General features: G+C 63.9%; 14 protein-coding genes. 8 read left to right on the top strand and 6 right to left on the bottom strand.

Features of this window, described 5'->3' with window-relative positions; genetic code table 11:
- Positions 1–19 precede the first annotated feature (19 nt).
- From SriyCCGPB3_RS16900 to SriyCCGPB3_RS16890, 3 genes are all read left to right on the top strand, one after another.
- A complete protein-coding gene (locus tag SriyCCGPB3_RS16900; RefSeq protein ID WP_350259525.1) occupies positions 20–616 on the top strand; it encodes a DUF3304 domain-containing protein in 597 nt (198 codons plus the stop codon).
- A 179-nt stretch (positions 617–795) separates the two neighbouring features.
- Positions 796–2,778 (top strand): T6SS phospholipase effector Tle1-like catalytic domain-containing protein, encoded by a 1,983-nt coding sequence (locus tag SriyCCGPB3_RS16895; protein ID WP_350259524.1) that lies wholly within the window; start codon positions 796–798, stop codon positions 2,776–2,778.
- A gap of 424 nt (positions 2,779–3,202) precedes the next feature.
- The gene (locus tag SriyCCGPB3_RS16890; protein ID WP_350259523.1) at positions 3,203–3,589 is read left to right on the top strand and encodes a hypothetical protein; all 387 of its coding nucleotides are present in this window, start codon (positions 3,203–3,205) and stop codon (positions 3,587–3,589) included.
- Positions 3,590–3,718: 129 nt separating this feature from the next.
- Here the strand turns inward: SriyCCGPB3_RS16890 and coaE are convergent, their stop codons facing one another.
- Genes coaE through SriyCCGPB3_RS16875 form a run of 3 tightly spaced genes read right to left on the bottom strand, consistent with a single transcriptional unit; the run spans position 3,719 to position 6,473 of the window.
- Entirely contained in the window at positions 3,719–4,330 is a 612-nt protein-coding gene (coaE, locus tag SriyCCGPB3_RS16885) for a dephospho-CoA kinase (protein ID WP_350259522.1), read from the bottom strand.
- A gap of 11 nt (positions 4,331–4,341) precedes the next feature.
- Entirely contained in the window at positions 4,342–5,205 is an 864-nt protein-coding gene (locus SriyCCGPB3_RS16880) for a prepilin peptidase (RefSeq protein WP_010481503.1), read from the bottom strand.
- 8 nt (positions 5,206–5,213) lie between these two features.
- Positions 5,214–6,473, bottom strand: a complete 1,260-nt coding sequence (locus tag SriyCCGPB3_RS16875) for a type II secretion system F family protein (RefSeq protein WP_180854231.1) — start codon at positions 6,471–6,473, stop codon at positions 5,214–5,216.
- Between the two features lie 354 nt (positions 6,474–6,827).
- On the opposite strand from SriyCCGPB3_RS16875, the gene SriyCCGPB3_RS16870 reads away from it, so the two are divergent.
- From SriyCCGPB3_RS16870 to pilB, 3 genes are all read left to right on the top strand, one after another.
- On the top strand, positions 6,828–7,277 hold the full coding sequence (locus tag SriyCCGPB3_RS16870) for a pilin (RefSeq protein ID WP_153855678.1): 450 nt from the start codon (positions 6,828–6,830) through the stop codon (positions 7,275–7,277).
- A gap of 125 nt (positions 7,278–7,402) precedes the next feature.
- Complete coding sequence (locus SriyCCGPB3_RS16865; protein WP_180854230.1) at positions 7,403–7,810, top strand: pilin; 408 nt, start codon at positions 7,403–7,405, stop codon at positions 7,808–7,810.
- A 215-nt stretch (positions 7,811–8,025) separates the two neighbouring features.
- Positions 8,026–9,756: a type IV-A pilus assembly ATPase PilB gene (gene pilB / locus SriyCCGPB3_RS16860; protein ID WP_153855680.1), complete on the top strand. Its 1,731-nt coding sequence runs from the start codon at positions 8,026–8,028 to the stop codon at positions 9,754–9,756.
- A gap of 128 nt (positions 9,757–9,884) precedes the next feature.
- Here the strand turns inward: pilB and SriyCCGPB3_RS16855 are convergent, their stop codons facing one another.
- Positions 9,885–11,258, bottom strand: coding sequence for a sigma-54-dependent transcriptional regulator (locus SriyCCGPB3_RS16855; protein ID WP_110713353.1), 1,374 nt, complete (start codon positions 11,256–11,258; stop codon positions 9,885–9,887).
- 60 nt (positions 11,259–11,318) lie between these two features.
- Positions 11,319–12,932: a sensor histidine kinase gene (locus SriyCCGPB3_RS16850; RefSeq protein ID WP_164162034.1), complete on the bottom strand. Its 1,614-nt coding sequence runs from the start codon at positions 12,930–12,932 to the stop codon at positions 11,319–11,321.
- Positions 12,933–13,337: 405 nt separating this feature from the next.
- Here SriyCCGPB3_RS16850 and sucC point away from each other — a divergent pair, with 405 nt between their 5' ends.
- Both sucC and sucD read left to right on the top strand, forming a co-directional pair.
- Positions 13,338–14,507, top strand: a complete 1,170-nt coding sequence (gene sucC / locus SriyCCGPB3_RS16845; protein WP_004154430.1) for an ADP-forming succinate--CoA ligase subunit beta — start codon at positions 13,338–13,340, stop codon at positions 14,505–14,507.
- 20 nt (positions 14,508–14,527) lie between these two features.
- A complete protein-coding gene (sucD, locus tag SriyCCGPB3_RS16840; protein WP_005410793.1) occupies positions 14,528–15,403 on the top strand; it encodes a succinate--CoA ligase subunit alpha in 876 nt (291 codons plus the stop codon).
- Between the two features lie 117 nt (positions 15,404–15,520).
- Here the strand turns inward: sucD and SriyCCGPB3_RS16835 are convergent, their stop codons facing one another.
- Positions 15,521–17,278, bottom strand: a complete 1,758-nt coding sequence (locus SriyCCGPB3_RS16835) for an ABC transporter transmembrane domain-containing protein (protein ID WP_350259521.1) — start codon at positions 17,276–17,278, stop codon at positions 15,521–15,523.
- Positions 17,279–17,320: the final 42 nt, after the last annotated feature.

Raw genomic sequence — 17,320 nt, 5'->3', positions numbered from 1 at the left:
TGTCCACCGAATGGTCGTGGTGAAGAAGGTGTTCGTAAGCATCGTTCTGATCGGGCTGGCGCTGTTTGCTTTGGCAGGCCTAGTACTAAAGATCATGGATTTCAGGGTCGGTCCACCACCGGCAGCTCCCCCGAAGCCACGCATAATTGAGCCTGATACTGGTCGCGACATTACCGACGCTCCGCCGGAGATGCATTTGAAGATTGGCATCGTCAACTATTCCGACGAAGGCCTTGGAAAAGTCTTCATTAATGACGTATGGGGGGGCGGCATGCAACCGTACGCCAGCAGTAACGGACGCACTTGCTGCGTGATGCTCCCTCGTCTTTGGCATCCGGGGCTCAAAGTGGCAGTGGCCTACCGCACCAGCAGCATGTTTATCAAGGATCCCAAAAGCTATGTTGAGAAGGACGTTCTTGTTGCGCCCTATGAGCCGTTTCTTGATGGGTTCATCTATTTCTTCTACTTTCCGGGTGATCAAGTGCGGGTCGTGGCCACTCCCTACTCCCCAGGATATCCGGGCTTCGCTTACGACATTGACTTCGGTGATGGAAACGGTGATCTAGCAAAGATTAAGAAATTTCTGGAAGCAACATCGGGCAAGGAGGCGGAATAGTGAGGGTAAGAGTATCTACTCCGACGTCAGAGCAACCAACGCAGCTCAGTTCCAATGAAGCGGGGCGATATGCAGCGTCATTGTCGGAATCCGGATCCGACTGTGGTGTGGATCTTTCAATAGGCTGCTTCTTTGACGGGACACGTAACCACAGGCTGGTGTCCAAAAAGCGTGGGGATATGAGTGAGAGCAACGTATCACGGCTTTTCGATGTCTATGATGCAGACCGATTGCGGAGTGAGGGGCGACGCAGACAAAAGTTCTCAAGCTACATCCAAGGCGTAGGAACCGAGGCGCTGAATGAGATTGGCGACACCGGCACTGGCTGGCACGCGCGCGCCGGCGCGGCAGCGGGTTGGGGAGGCGAGGGGCGGGTGAATTGGATGCTGATGCAGGTTCAGGATCACCTTTTCGATCATTTCGCGGGTACCACCGTCACCAAAGCAATGGGCTTCGATTCCACGGTCCCTGTCGCGCGCAAGATGAGTGCCGATCTCCGCCTGAGCCTTCAGGACGTGGAGCGTCTGGCGCAGGCAGCACGAATGCCGCTTTCCAACTATCTGGCTGTCAACCAGGGCGAGAAAGAGCTCGACCTGCGCAACTCGCTCAGCGGCGGCTTCTGGAATATGGTCGGCGCGTTGCAGCGGGTGCGTGGCACCCATCTCGCGCGCGCCGATCACACGGCGCGCCGTGCGGTGTTGCAGGAACGGCGCGCCTTTCTGGAAAAGAAGGTGGCTCCATTCCAGAAGCAGAATCCCCGGGTGGACCGCATCCGCATTTCGGTGTTTGGCTTCTCGCGCGGCGCCACCGAGGCGCGCGTATTCTGTAACTGGCTCGGCGACGCCTGTGACCCCGGTCCCGGACCGCTGCGGCTGTGTGGCATTCCGGTGCAGATCGATTTCATGGGGCTGTTCGATACGGTGGCGTCGGTCGGTGCTGCGCAGAGCTTCTTTGAGTCGGTATTCGATGGTCACGGCGGCTGGGCGGAAGCCGAAGACCTGCGTATTCCCGCCGATGTGCGCCGCTGCGTGCATATGGTGGCCGCACATGAGGTGCGTGGTTCGTTCCCGGTGGACCTGGTGGACGGCGCGAACTGTGAGCAGATCATCTACCCCGGGGTGCATTCGGATGTGGGTGGCGGTTACGCACCGGGTGAGCAGGGACGTTCGCCGCATGACGCTGACAAGCTCTCCCAGATTCCGTTGTGCGACATGTACAAGCACGCTCTGGCGGCAGGTGTGCCGCTGCTGCCTATCGCAGAGGCGCGCGTGGAGCTGCAGCGCCAGTTCCAGATCTCCGCCACCCTGCGCCAGCACTACAACGCTTATCTGCAGGCGATGGCGCCGTTCCTGCCGGCTGTGAATCCCGCATCCAGAGCCAATCGCACGGCGGCGCTGATGTATGCGCACTACCGCCAGTATCTGTTGTGGCGGCGCCAGCATCTGGACGACTTCGCCGCGCTGCCGGGTTTCCAGGGTGCGTCGGCGCAGGACCGCGCGGACCTGCGTGGTGGCAACACCGAGCTGGCCCAGGAGGTATGGGGCATGCGCTACAACAACGCTACGCGGCGAGTGCGCAGCACCGTTGTCACCTCGCACCACGGCATGGCTACGCCGCCCCCGTACAACAGCATTCCGGCGTTTGATTTCGTGCAGGCAAAGCTGCGTGGCCAGAAGGAACAGCAGTGGCTGGATGGGCATATCGAGCAGATCTGGGAATCGCAGCAGGCACCACCGCTGGCTGTGGCAACGTTTCTGGATGGCTATGTGCACGACTCGCGGGCTTGGTTCAAGCCGTTCGGGTTGGACGATGACGAGTGGCTGCATGTGCAGCAGCGCGAACGCGATTCCTACCGGCAGCGGATGCAGGAGTTGGATGCGATCGAGCAGGCCCACCGGCAGGAGCGGGAGCGCATGCAACGAGCCGGGCAGCTGTTCCAGCCACGGGTGCCGCTGGCGATGTCGGTGCAGGAACTGGAGGAGCTGACAGCCTGGCGCGAGCATCCGGAGAATTATGAGGAAGTACTGCAGCTGACTGGCCGCGAGTATTACTGGCAGTGGGGCTATCTGCGCTGGCGCACCTGCTATCTCAATCCACCCGGTGTGGCGATTGCGGAGGCGTCGGCGCGCAGGGGGCTGGGCGTAAAGGATGCTGCCGCATAGCCATCGCGCGGATTGTCGTAACCGGCGCGTAGTTGACCGCCATGACGGCCCAGCATCGCGGCCCATAGCGACACCTGCGTGATGCGTGCCGCGGCATGGCCGTGCTGTGCCGCACGAATCGGCACGCCCGCGCGCCGCTTGGGATTTCCCCTACAGAACTGACTTTCTTCGGGTGGCCTGATGGCTGAGCCGGGGCGGGTGCCCTGGCCGGGATTGGCGTCCTGAAATCAACTCTTCGACAGGAAGTCTCCGATGTTGTGTTGCGCATCGAGGACAATGCACCGTGGCTCGCCTGCGGCGGACGGTGCGTGGGGATTCCTGGGAATCCGCCGGAGTTTCCACCTGTCGGGAGTTGTCCGGTACGCCAACCCGCACCGTCCGCCACCTCGCCTTTGCGGGTGGTTCGCCGTCTGCGAGGAACCTCATGTCCGCACGCCCCGTGTTTCCCCATCTTTCCGCCCTGATTGGCGACGCCGTCAACCGGCTGCCCGCCGAAGCGGCCGAGCGGCTCGAAACCCTGCTCGATGATCCCGAAGATCTGCTGCCCACCCTGCTGGCCCGCATGGATGGCCGCGACGGTGCCGATGGTCAGCGGCTGGAGGTAGAGGGTCTCAGCCCGGCGCAGGCCGCAGCCCGGGCCGGGCTCGACCGTACTCTGGCGGGTCTGGACGTGCTGGTCCAGGTACTGCACGCTGCCGCCGCCGCGCGTGAACAGGGCGGCGCCCACCAGCAGCTCAGCCCGGATGTGGTCGATGGTCTGCTGCTGGGCGCCCGCGAGCTGGTTCGCCACGCGCGTCAACAGGTGGGGTAGGTCCGTACATATGCGGAATGCCATCTGTGATCGCAGCCGAGCATGGGCTCGGCTCTACAGCAGATCCCCAGATCCCGGCCACGCGTGGATACGCTTTGGTAGTGCCGGCCGCTGGCCGGCAACCCGGCCTCAGCCCGCAGCCAACCCCAGATACCGCGCATGCAGCTGTTCCACCTGCGCCTGCAGGTCTTCCGGCTGCCCATCATTGACCACCACGTCATCCGCCAGTGCCAGCCGCTGCGCCCGGCTGGCCTGCGCAGCAATCATCCGGTCGGCCAGCGCGGCGTCGATGCCGTCGCGTTGCATCAGCCGTGCATGCCGCACGGCCTCGGGCGCATCCACCAGCAGCACCCGGTCCAGCCAAGGGTAGGCCTTTCGCCCACCGACCTCGGTCAGCAGCGGAATGGCGGCAATCGCATAGGCGCTGGTGGCCTGCTCACACTGCTGTTGCATCAGCAGGCGGATGGCCGGGTGGGTGATGGCTTCCAATGCCGTCCGCTCCGCCGGGTCGGCGAACACGTGGGCGCGCAGGCGGGCCCGGTCCAGGCTGCCATCGGCCAGCAGCATGTCGGCGCCGAAGCGCTCGGCAATGCGGGCCAGCGCCGGGCTGCCGGCGGCCACCACGGCGCGGGCAGCCAGGTCGGCATCGGCCACCACGATGCCCAGCGCCTCGAAGCGCCGGGTCACCTCACTTTTGCCCGAGGCGATGCCACCGGTCAGGCCAACCACATAGCGGCTCATGGGGACTCCCCTCAGCGCAGCCCGCTCATCACCAGATACTGCTCCACCAGTGGCGCACCCCACATGAAGTACAGCCAGCCGGCAACGGCCAGGTACGGCCCAAACGGGATGGGCGTGGCGCGGTCACGGCCCCGGCTGTACAGCCAGATCGAACCGATGATGGCGCCCAGTACCGAGGACAGCAGGATGATCGGCAGGATGCCCTTCAGGCCACACCAGGCGCCGAGTGCCGCCAGCAGCTTGAAGTCGCCGTGGCCCATGCCTTCCTTGCCGGTCAGCTGCTTGAACAGCCACCAGACCGTCCACAGCGACAGGTAACCCACCGCCGCGCCCACCAGGGCGGGCTTGGCCGGCATGTACAGGTTGTCGATGCTGCCTATCAGCCCCAGCCACATCAGCGGCAGGGTCAATTGGTCGGGCAGCAGCTGGGTGCGCAGGTCGATGCCGGACAGGGCGATCAGGAAGCAGGTCAGCACGATGGCGCCGAAGCCCTGCCAGCCGAAGCCGAACTGCCAGACGCAGGCCAGCACCAGCACCGAGGTCAGGGCCTCCACCAGCGGGTACTGCAGCGAGATCGGCGCCTTGCAGTGGCGGCACTTGCCGCCCTGGATGATCCAGCTGAACAGCGGGATGTTCTCGTACCAGCTCAGCTTGTGCTTGCAGTGCGGGCAGTGCGACGGCTCGACCACGATCCCCGGTGGGGGCGGTTCATAGAAGTCCGGTTCCTCCAGGACCTCGCGCGCATCGCGCTTCCACTGCCACTCCAGCCGCTTGGGCAGGCGCAGGATGACGACGTTCAGGAAACTGCCCAGCAGCAGTCCCAGGGCGGCCGCGGCGGGGTAGCCGAGGCCGGGATGCTGGTCGAGAAATGCCATTGATACCTTTAGCCGACGACGGCGCCGAGTTTGAAGATGGGCAGGTACATGCCGATGACAATGCCGCCTACGATGGTGCCAATGAATACCATGATCATCGGTTCCAGCAGGCTGCTCAGAGCATCCACAGTATTGTTGACTTCCTGCTCATAATACTCGGCTACCTTGAACAGCATGGCATCCAGGGCGCCGGCCTCCTCGCCGATGCCGGTCATCTGGATGACCATGTGCGGGAACAGGTTGGTCTGCTTCATGGCCATGTTGACCGGATAGCCGACCGAGACATCGTCGCGCATGCGCAGCACGGATTCCTCATAGACCTTGTTGCCAGTGGCGCCGGCCACGATGCCCAGCGCCTCCACCAGCGGTACGCCGGCCTTGAAGGTCACGGCGGTGGTACGGGCGAAACGGGCGATCGAACTGTTGTGCATCAGCTGGCCGATCACCGGGACCTTCAGGATCAGGCGATCAAACGAGTGCTGCATCGAGGGTGAGCGCTTGTAAGCCATCAGGAGTCCGACGCTGCCACCTACAAGGATGATCAGAAGCAGCCACCACCAGGACAGCATGAGGCGGGATGCTGCCACGATCATCTGAGTGAACGCGGGGAGTTCCGCGCCGAAGCTCTGGAAGACCTCCTCGAACTGCGGGACGACGAACATCAGCAGGATTGCAGATACGACAAAGGCCACCACGACGACCATCGCCGGATAGAACAGGGCTTTTTTGATCTTGCCCTTGAGGGCTTCCATGTTCTCTTTGTAGGTAGCGACCGTGTCCAGTACGGTTTCCAGTACGCCGGCGCCCTCGCCGGCACGCACCAGATTCCGGTAGAGCTCGTCGAACTGCACAGGATGCTTGCTGATGGCCTCATGCAGCGAAGAGCCGCCCTCGATATCCGCGCGGACGCTCTCAACCATCTTCTTCATGCGGGGGTTCTTGTGCCCGCTGCCGATGATCTCCAGTGCTGAAACAATCGGCACGCCTGACTTCATCATGGTCGCCATCTGGCGGCTGAAGAAGGCAATGTCCTTGGGCTTGATCGGCTTCCCCGCCGCACCGAACAGCGGCTTGGGCTTGGACTTGACCTGGCCGGGATTGATCCCCTGACGGCGCAGCTCGGCGCGCAGCAGGTTGGCGTTCTTTGCCAGCTGCTCGCCCTTCATCTTCACGCCCCGCTTGTCGGTCCCCTCCCAGACAAACGGCTGCAAGTCCATGGTGGCGCGCGCCACCGGCTCTTTCTTGATCGCACTGCGACTGACAGACATGTTGGCTCCCCAAGGCCCGCCATCCCCAGGCGGGCAACTAGCTGTTGATGGTAGCGGGTTCAGGGCCATCTGGGCAGTTGGCGGGCGGCTCAGTGTGCGAATTCGTGGCAGGGGGCGACCAAAGGTGACGTACTGCGTCACATTGCCGCGTCCATCGCAGATTCGCATGCGGGGGGTTCCCATCCGCGAAATTGCTGCCATCATGGGCGCGGGGAAATCCAGGGGGAGGCGTGCCGGGGTTGGCACGCAACCTGCGTTGATCCACCCGCAGGGGCAGGTCCCGCTCAACCGGCCAATGGTCGGACCGATCCTGTCCGCTGACATCAACCACCACTTATCTTGGGGATGTACCAAATGAAGAACCAGAAGGGCTTCACCCTTATCGAACTGATGATCGTTGTCGCGATCATCGCCATCCTGGCCGCCATTGCGCTGCCGGCTTACCAGGACTACACCGTGCGCGCCCGCGTCTCGGAAGGCCTGACCCTCGCTTCGGCCGCCAAGACCATCGTCGCCGAAAATGCCAGCAACGGCGCTGCCGACCTGGGCCAGGGCTATGCATTCGACGTCACGAAGGCTGACACCAAGAATGTGAAGACGATCGCGGTCACCAAGGAAACCGGCGTCATCACTGTTGGCATGCAGGACAACGCCAAGGCTGTGAGCTTCACCCTGACCCCGATGAGCGGTGGTGCTGCCCTCGCTGCGGGCAGTGTTCCGGGTGACGTGATCACCTGGAAGTGCGAAGTCGCCAACGCTGCCAACAACAAGTACGTTCCGTCGGAATGCCGTAAGGGTTCGTGACGAATGACTACTGTGTGAGCTGAATTGCTCGCACAGTGGAAGAGGGTCCTTTGCCGCTGGTGAGGGGCCCTTTTTTTTTCTGCTTGCATGGGGAAAGCAAGCGGGCATCCTCAAGGGGGAGAGGAATGAACAAGGGGTTTACATTGATTGAGCTGATGGTGGTGGTTGCCATCATCTCGATTCTGACTGCATTGGCGATTCCTGCGTATCAGGACTACACCATCCGTGCCCGTGTCGCCGAGGCCTTGGTCGGGGTCGGGTCATACAAGTCGCTGGTTGCCGAGAACGTTGCGGCGCAAGCCAAGCTGACTTCTTCGGCCTGTGACAACATGGCGGGTATCGGTGGAAAGACGACCAATGTCGAGGCGATTGAGTGCGAGGGAAATGGAGTGCTCAAGGTCACCACGACCGAACGGGCGGGTGCGATCGAGCTACTGTTGACTCCAACGTTGGGAGGCGATTCCGCAATCAGTTGGAGTTGCTCGATCAGGGCCGGTGAGCAACAGCGTGTTCCTGCCGAATGCCGAGGCTGAGTCAGTTGTTGGCTCAGTCACACTCCCACTGATCTGGCAGCGCTATCATGTTCGCGGGAGTAGGGGCCGTGCCTGTTGGAGAAGATGATCTTCGATAGGCCGCATTGCTGAAGGACTGGCATCGTCGTCGATCATCAGGCATCGACGGGCTCTGCTGCCCTGTGCTGCGCCCTTGGAAGGTGCGTAGCACTGTCAGACCACGAGCAAGGATCCCTATGAACGCCGTAACCACCGCCAATCTCGTCGGCATCACCGGCCTGGCCCGTCGCCTGGTCCAGGATGGTGCGCTGGACGAGGCTTCCGCCCGCGATGCCATGGCCAAGGCTGCCGCCGCCCGGCAGCCGCTGCCGACCTGGTTCGCGCAGAACAAGGTGGTTGGGGCAGCCCAGCTGGCAGCTGCCAACGCGGTCGAGTTCGGCATGCCGCTGTTCGACGTATCCACGTTCGACGCCAGCCAGAACGCCATGAGCCTGGTCAGTGAGGAGCTGCTGCGGAAACACAATGTGCTGCCGCTGTTCAAGCGCGGCGGCAAGCTGTTCGTCGGCACCAGCAACCCGACCCACTCGCTGGATGAGATCAAGTTCCACACCAACCTGGTGGTGGAGCCGATCATCGTCGATGAGGACCAGATCCGCCGGACGTTGGAGCAGTGGCACGCCAGCCATGACACCCTCGGTGACGCCCTGGGTGGCGACGACGAGGGCATGGGAAACCTGGAAGTCGCGGCTGGCGACGAGGACCTGGGGGCCGGTGGCGACTCCGGCATCGACGCCAAGGGTGACGACACCCCGGTGGTGAAGTTCGTCAACAAGGTGCTGGTGGATGCGATCCGCAAGGGCGCTTCGGACATCCACTTCGAACCCTACGAAGACGATTACCGGGTGCGCCTGCGCATCGACGGCCTGCTGAAGATGGTGGCGCGCGCGCCGGTGAAATTGAACCAGCGCATTGCCGCGCGCCTGAAGGTGATGGCGCAGCTGGATATCGCCGAGAAGCGCGTGCCGCAGGACGGTCGCATCAAGTTGAACCTGTCCAAGTCCAAGCAGATCGACTTCCGCGTCAGCACGCTGCCGACCCTGTTCGGCGAGAAGGTGGTGCTGCGTATCCTCGATGGCAGCGCGGCCAAGCTGGGCATCGACAAGCTGGGTTACGAGCCGGACCAGCAGAAGCTGTTCCTGGAAGCCATCCACAAGCCCTACGGCATGGTGCTGGTGACCGGCCCGACCGGTTCGGGCAAGACGGTGTCGCTGTATACCGCGCTGGGCATCCTCAACGATGAGACGCGCAACATCTCCACCGCCGAAGACCCGGTGGAAATCCGCCTGCCCGGCGTCAACCAGGTGCAGCAGAACAACAAGCGCGGCATGACCTTCGCGGCGGCGCTGCGCTCGTTCCTGCGACAGGATCCGGACATCATCATGGTCGGCGAAATCCGCGACCTGGAGACGGCCGAGATTGCGATCAAGGCGGCGCAGACCGGCCACATGGTGCTGTCCACCCTGCATACCAACGATGCGCCGCAGACCATCGCGCGACTGATGAACATGGGTATTGCGCCCTACAACATCACCAGCTCGGTGACGCTGGTGATCGCCCAGCGCCTGGCGCGCCGGCTGTGCGGCAACTGCAAGAAGCCTTCCGATCTTCCCGCGCACGCGTTGCTGGCCGAGGGCTTCACCCAGGCGCAGTTGGATGCAGGCGTGCAGTTGTACGAGGCGGTGGGCTGCGATGAGTGCACTGAGGGCTACAAGGGCCGTACCGGGCTTTACCAGGTGATGCCGATGACCGATGAGATCGCCACCATCGTGCTGGCTGGCGGTAATGCGCTGCAGATTGCCGAGGCAGCGCAGCAGATCGGGGTGAATGATCTGCGCCAATCCGCGCTGAAGAAGGCGGCGGCGGGCATCACCAGCCTGGCCGAGATCAATCGCGTTACCAAGGATTGAGGTAGTAGATCCACGCCATGCGTGGATGCGCGATGCATGGGGTTGCCGGCCAGCGGCCGGCACTACCAGGTTGGTGGGTCCGCGTCGGGTCAGAGCCCTTTCCTTTGGAAAGGGATCCGACCCGGCCCTTACTCCATCCCCAGCTTCTTCAGCTTGTAGCGCAGCGCGCGGAAGGTAATTCCCAGCTGCGCGGCGGTGCGGGTCTTGTTCCAGCGGTTCTCTTCCAATGCGCGCTGGATGGCACTGCGTTCCAGCTGCTCGATATACGAGGGCAGGGCGGCGCTGCCAGGTTGCAGGTCCACCACCGCTTCGGCGTGCGCTGCGCTGCCGGGCGCGCGCGGGGCGTGCTGCGGCAGGCGCAGGTCGTCGGCGCCGATGCAGTCTTCCTCGGCCAGGGCCAGCGCGCGTTCCAGGATGTTCTCCAGTTCGCGCACGTTGCCGGGGAAGGCGTACTGCGCCAGCGCCTCCAGTGCCGAGGGTGCCAGCAGCGGGGTGGCGCGGCCATGGCTGCGGGCCAGGCGTGCCAATACCGCGGCGGCCAGTTCCGGCAGGTCCTGGCGGCGCTCGCGCAGCGGCGGCACCTTCAGTTCAATCACGTTGATGCGGTAGTACAGGTCGTGGCGGAAGCGCCCGTCCTCGACCAGCTCGGCCAGATCCTTGTGGGTGGCCGAGAGGATGCGCACGTCCACCGGCTCCTCATTCGCCGCACCGACCGCGCGCACCGACTTTTCCTGGATCGCGCGCAGCAGCTTCACCTGCATCTGCAGCGGCAGCTCGGCCACTTCATCCAGGAACAGGGTGCCGCCGTGCGCAGCCTGGAACAGGCCGGGCTTGTCGGCATGCGCACCGCTGAAGCTGCCCTTGCGGTGGCCGAAGAATTCGCTCTCCATCAGCTCGCCGGGAATGGCACCGCAGTTGACCGGCACGAACGGGCCGGCCGCACGTGCGCCCTGGGCGTGGATGGTGCGTGCCACCAGTTCCTTGCCCACGCCCGATTCGCCGAGGATGTAGACCGGTGCCTGGCTGCGCGCGACCTTGCCGATGGTGGTGCGCAGCACGTCCATGGCCGGCGAAGCACCCAGCAGGCGTGCGCCTTGTTCGGCAGCAGGGCCGGGCGCGGGGCGTTCGGCGTTGTTGAGTTCCAGTGCGTGCTTGACCAGGCCGCGCAGCACCGAGATGTCCACCGGCTTGCTGACGAAGTCGAAGGCGCCGGCTTTCAGCGCCTCCACCGCCAGGTCCATGCTGCCGAACGCGGTGATCATCGCCACCGGCGTGCGCGGGTAGTGCTGGGCGATCTCGCTGACCAGCTCGATACCGTTGCCATCCGGCAGCCGCATGTCGGTGATGCACAGGTCGTACGGATTGCTGGCCAGCAGCTCGCGCGCTTCGGCCAGGTTGGCGGCGGTACTGATGCGCAGCCCCATGCGGCCGAGGGTCAGTACCAGCAGTTCGCGGATGTCGCGTTCATCGTCGACGACGAGGGCGCTGCGGGTTTCGTTCATGGGCGTGAAAGATAAACGAGGGGGCTGGAAGCGACAAATGTTTGACGCACAGAATCGGAATCAGGTGGGCAGCAGCGTGTGCGGGCCGGGCAGCACCAGGCGGAAGCAGGAGCCACCGGCGGGCACCGGGATGTAGTCGAGGCGGGCCTGGTTGGCCCGGCACAGCTCGCGGGCGATGTACAGGCCCAGCCCGGTACCGTGCTCCGAGGTGGTGAAGAACGGGCGGAACAACTGCGCCGCCACGGTCTCGGGAATACCGGGGCCGCGATCCATCACGTCAATCACTGCGCTGCGTTCGTGCTGCGCCACGCGCAGGCGCACGCGGGCCGGCTGCTGGCCGATGCGGCCGTATTTCAGGGCGTTGTGCACCAGGACGGTCAGCACCTGGTAGAGGTGTTTCGTGTCGACCTGGGCCATCACCGAGATCTCGCTGATGATCGGTTCGATGCTGTCGGTCTCCAGCGTCTGGCCCTGTTTGTACTCCAGCACGAAGCGGCGCACGAAGGCGACCAGGTCCACGTTCTCGGGCGTGGCGCGTTCGCGACGGGCCAGGCCCAGCACGCTCTCGACGATGCCGTTGGTGCGCTGGCACTGCTGGCGGATGATCTGCAGCAGGCGGCGGTCGCTCTCGTTGAAACCGGTGCCTTCCTCGAGCAGCTGCACGGCGTAGTTGATCGCCGCCAGCGGGTTGCGGATCTCGTGGGCGAGGCTGGCCGAGAAGCGGCCCATCGCCGACAGGGTGAGCGATTCGGCGCGGCGTGAGACCACGCTGGAATCGTCCAGGAACACCAGCGAGAGCTCGCTGCCGGCCAGCAGGCGGGCGAAGCGCGGCTGCACTTCCGGTTGGTCGGGGTTGAGCTGCAGCGGCAGTTCGTCCTGGGCCCAGCCGTTGCGCCAGCGCTGCAGGCGGCGCGCCAGTTCCGGCGCGGCGCTGGCCAGGTCCAGGCGTCCCGTCTCACCGATGCCGTCGTTGTCGCCGAGCAGCATCGACGCGGCTTCGTTGGCCAGGGTGATGCGGTTGTCGGCGTCCACCACCAGCACGCCGGTACGCATGCGCCGGATGATCAGTTCGTTGATCTGGAACAGGTTGGCCACTTCGTCGCCGCGCTGGTTGGCCAGCTGCTGGTTGCGGCGGGCGCGGCTGCCCACCTGGTAGCTGATGAAGGCCAGTGCCAGGTAGCTGGTGGCAAACATGGCCAGCTCGGCCAGGGTACGGGTGGGGTCGCCGCCTTCCAGCAGCTTCCAGGTGTACTCGACACCCGTGGCGAGGCTGGCGGCCAACGCCAGGCCCAGGCCCAGGCTGAGCGGCAGCAGGGTGGCGGCGGCGGCGATGTTGAACAGCAGCGACATCGAGATGCCGGCACTGGCACCGGGCAGCGCGTGTGACAGCAGGGTGGCGGCGACGATGTCCACCATCACCCCGGTGACCACGATCGGGCGCAGCCAGCGTTCGTTGCGGCCGATCACCAGGGCCAGCAGCGACAAGGCCAGATAGATGACCGCAACCACATCGGCCAGTCGTGGGTGGTGGGCTTCGCCGACCATGGCCGACAAGGGGCTGTAGAGCAGGGCGGCGATGACCGAGGCGATCAGCACCCGGTACAGCGCGAAGAAGTACAGCTCACGCCGCGGGATCGATTCGATGCGGTCGATCAATGAAGCACTGGGTGACACGCCGGAACTCCCCTTCTGGCTGCCTGGGTCTGGAATCTGCGACAGGCCTGCCTGGCGTCCCCTGAGGCCGGGCGGGCATGTCGCTTCGATGTGGCCTGCGGTGGAAGCCGTCGAGCACCCCCGACTCTACACACCCTGGTTGACCAGTATAGGGCCCCCGCGCAGGTGCCGCCGGAGCGCCCTGGATCGCGCATTTGGCCCGCCGTGGATACCGGTGGGCAACGGCGGCCCCGGCGCAACTGCCTGAATGACGGTGGAAATCTGGCCGGGTGTGGCGTTTTGTACAGACTTCTTTGCGCCCCGGCGCCGGCTCGGCCACAATAGTGGGCCCGCCGCGGTCCATGCCGGCGCCCCGCCGGGGCCCTGAGGAATTGCGTGCGGTCGTTCCTATTCCCACGGTGACGCATGAATTTCCACGAATACCAGTCAAAACAACTGCTTGCCGAGTACGGCATCCCGGTCCCGGCCGGCAAGGTCGCTGCGACCCCGGACGAAGCTGTTGCCGCTGCCAACTCCCTGGGCCAGGGCCCCTGGATGGTCAAGGCGCAGATCCACGCTGGCGGCCGCGGCAAGGCTGGCGGCGTCAAGTTCTGCAAGACCACCGACGACGTGAAGGCCGCCGCGGCCAAGATGCTCGGCACCAAGATGGCCACCTACCAGACCGCTGGCGTTGAACTGCCGGTCAATCTGGTGCTGGTGACCACCGCCGGCGAGATCGTCAAGGAACTGTACCTGTCGGTGCTGGTCGACCGTGGCACCAAGACCATCACCTACATCGCCTCTTCGGAAGGCGGCGTGGAGATCGAGCAGGTCGCGGCTGAAACCCCGGAGCTGATCCACTCGCTGAACGTCGACTTCGTCGAAGGCGTGCAGGGTTACCACGGCCGTGATTTCGGCTTCAAGCTGGGCCTGACCGCCAAGCAGGCCGGCCAGTTCGCCAGCATCATGGTGAACCTGTACCGCCTGTTCAACGAAAAGGACCTGGCGCTGGTTGAAATCAACCCGCTGGCCATCCTGGACGACGGCAACCTGTACGCGCTGGACGGCAAGTTCGACAGCGACGACAACGCCGCGTTCCGCCAGAAGGCCCTGGTCGCCATGCGCGACAAGACCCAGGAAGATCCGACCGAAGTGATCGCTTCGGAGCTGGACATCAACTACGTCACCATGGACGGCAACATCGGCTGCATGGTGAACGGCGCCGGCCTGGCCATGGCCACCATGGACGTCATCAAGCTCAACGGCGGCGAGCCGGCGAACTTCCTGGACGTGGGCGGCGGCGCCAACAAGCAGCGCGTCATCGAAGCGTTCAAGCTGATCCTGTCCTCGGACAAGGTTGAAGGCATCTTCGTCAACATCTTCGGCGGCATCGTCCGCTGCGACATGATTGCCGAAGGCATCATCGCCGCCGTGAAGGAAGTGGGCGTCAAGGTTCCGGTCGTGGTGCGCCTGGAAGGCACCAACGTGGAAGAAGGCAAGCAGCTGCTGCGCGACAGTGGCATGGCCATCATCCCGGCTGACAACATCAACGATGGCGCCAAGAAGATCGTTGAAGCTGTCAAGAACGCTGCCTGATCCGACACCAAGGAATTCCCATGTCTGTTTTGATTAACAAGAACACCAAGGTGATCGTGCAGGGCTTCACCGGCCAGCAGGGCACCTTCCACGCCACTCAGATGATCGAGTACGGCACCCAGGTTGTTGGCGGCGTGACCCCGGGCAAGGGTGGCACCACCCATATCGACCTGCCGGTCTTCAACACCGTTGCCGACGCCGTGCAGAGCACCGGCGCCAACGCTTCGGTCATCTACGTGCCGCCGCCGTACGCGGCCGACGCGATCCTGGAAGCCGCTGCTGCCGGCATCAAGGTCATCGTCTGCATCACCGAAGGCATCCCGGTGCTGGACATGCTGCGCGTCAAGAACGTGCTGACCCGCTCGCATCCGGACACCGTGCTGATCGGGCCGAACTGCCCGGGCGTCATCACCCCGGGTGAGTGCAAGATCGGCATCATGCCGGGCCACATCCACCAGCCGGGCAAGATCGGCATCGTGTCGCGTTCGGGCACCCTGACCTATGAAGCGGTCAAGCAGACCACTGAAGTCGGCCTGGGCCAGTCCACCTGCATCGGCATCGGTGGTGACCCGATCAACGGCCTGAACTTCGTCGACTGCCTGAAGCTGTTCAACGAAGACCCGCAGACCGAAGGCATCATCATGGTTGGCGAAATCGGCGGCGACGCTGAAGAAGCCGGCGCCGAGTACATCAAGAACCACGTGAAGAAGCCGGTCGTCGGTTTCATCGCCGGTGCGTCGGCTCCGGCCGGCAAGCGCATGGGCCACGCCGGTGCGATCGCCTCGGGCGGCAAGGGCACTGCTGAAGGCAAGTTCGCCGCGATGGAAGCTGCCGGTGTTGTCACCGTCCGCTCGCCGGGCGACCTGGGCGCTGCCATCGCCAAGCTGGTGAAATAAGATCGACTGCCTCCGGCAGACGATTCTGTAGAGCCGGCCGCTGGCCGGCTGCTTGAAACAGAAAGGCCGCCTCCGGGCGGCCTTTCCTGTTCTGCGGGTGGCACGCTATGGTGGCCATTATTCGACCATGGCCTGCATCTGCGGCCTGATCAGGTCGCGGTATCGAGCGCTGCGGATCAGCAGTTCTTCGTGCGACCCGGTGGCGGCGACCGCACCTTCATCGATGAGTACGATTCGATCGGCGGCAAGAATGGTCTGCAACCGGTGTGCGACGATGAGCGTGGTCGGCCCCGTGCCCGTTCCGAAAACATGGTCATGTACCGCCTGTTCGGCGTGTGAATCGAGCGCCGATGTCGGCTCGTCGAGCAGCAGGATATCGGCCCGCTTCAACAGTGCGCGCGCAATGGCTACCCGTTGCTGCTGGCCGCCTGACAATCGGGCTCCGCGTTCGCCCAAGGGCTCATCGTAGCCAGCGGGCAATTCATTGATGAAGGCATCTGCGCCTGAAGACACTGCTGCGTTCCTGACATCCTCGTCGGTAGCATCGAGCTTGCCGTATCGGATGTTCTCAAGCACGGATCGGCCGAAAATCGCCGGCGCCTGCGAGATCGTGCCGATTGCGTTGCGGATGCTTGCAGGCTGGAACGTGGAGATATCGTGGCCGTCGATGAAGATGGCGCCCGCCCGCACGGGATGCAGGCGCAGAAGCAGCGACAGCAGCGTACTCTTGCCCGCGCCGGATGCGCCCACGATGGCGACCTTTTCCCCCTTCGCAATGTCCAGGTTCAAGCGTCGCAGGACGGGCCTGTCGGGCGCAGCGGCATACCAGAAATCGACATTCTCGAATCGGATGCATCCCTGCAGAGCCTGCACCAGCCTGGTTTCCTGCGCCTCATGGTGTGGCAGGTCACCAAATGCGGTGATGCGATCAGTCGCTCCGGCGGAGCGCTGCAGCGCGCCCCATGTGTCCAGAAGCGCGGCGGCGGCCATGCCGCACATCACGGCATACATGGCGAACTGTCCCAGCTGGCCCGCCGAGAGCGTCCGGTCCATGACCTTGTGGGTGCCTGTCCATAACACAGCGGTGATGCCCAGCAGCATGACGATCAATGACAATGCCGTCAGCACAGACTGCCAGGTCGTGCGCCGACGAGCTCCGCTGACGCTGGCATCGAGCGTCACCGCATGGCGCTCTGTCTCGAAGGGTTCGCGGGCGAAATCCTTCACCGCCCTGATATGGCCCAGCGCTTCCGCCGCAACGACGCGCGATTGCGCAAGCAGATCATTGTAGTCGCGCGCGCTGGCCCGCAGGTGCTTGGAGCCCACGGCGATGGGAACCGATGCAAACGGGATGGCGGCGATCGTCAGCAGCGCCAGGCCAGGGTCGGTAATGAACAACATGGTGACCGCACCGGCCAGCATGATTCCGCTGCGTATTGCCACAGAGAAGCTGACCCCGATGGCTATCCGCAGGTGCTCGATATCCGAGGTCAATCGTGAAAGCAGTTCCGTTGATGGCTGCTGCTGATGGAATTCCAGCGGCTGGACGAGCAATCGTGAGAACAGCTGCCCCCGCAGGTCATTGGTGACTTCGTCAGCGAGGCGATTGATGAAGTAGACCCGCATTGCGGTGGCCACGCCAATCGCCACTGAGATCAAGGCAAGTGTCAGGAAGATGTTGTCGATCTTCTCCAGGCTGTTCAGGTCCAGGCCGCGGTTGCCCCTTGCGGCGATGGGAACGGCAAGGGCGAACGTGGTTGCAACCACGATGCTGGTCAGTGCACCCGCCAGGAGTGGCAGGTGGTTGCGCGAAAGACTCGCCAGCAGCCGGAGGGTACGTGCCACCGGCATGGCTTTCTCGAGGGCTTTATTCACACCCGGCGCTCCTGTCAGTTCCAGTTGCTGGAGCAAGCACCA

Source organism: Stenotrophomonas riyadhensis, from assembly GCF_040256885.1.
GTDB lineage: Bacteria > Pseudomonadota > Gammaproteobacteria > Xanthomonadales > Xanthomonadaceae > Stenotrophomonas > Stenotrophomonas riyadhensis.
Note: the sequence above shows the minus strand (reverse complement) of the source record. Positions and strands in the feature narration are given on the sequence as shown.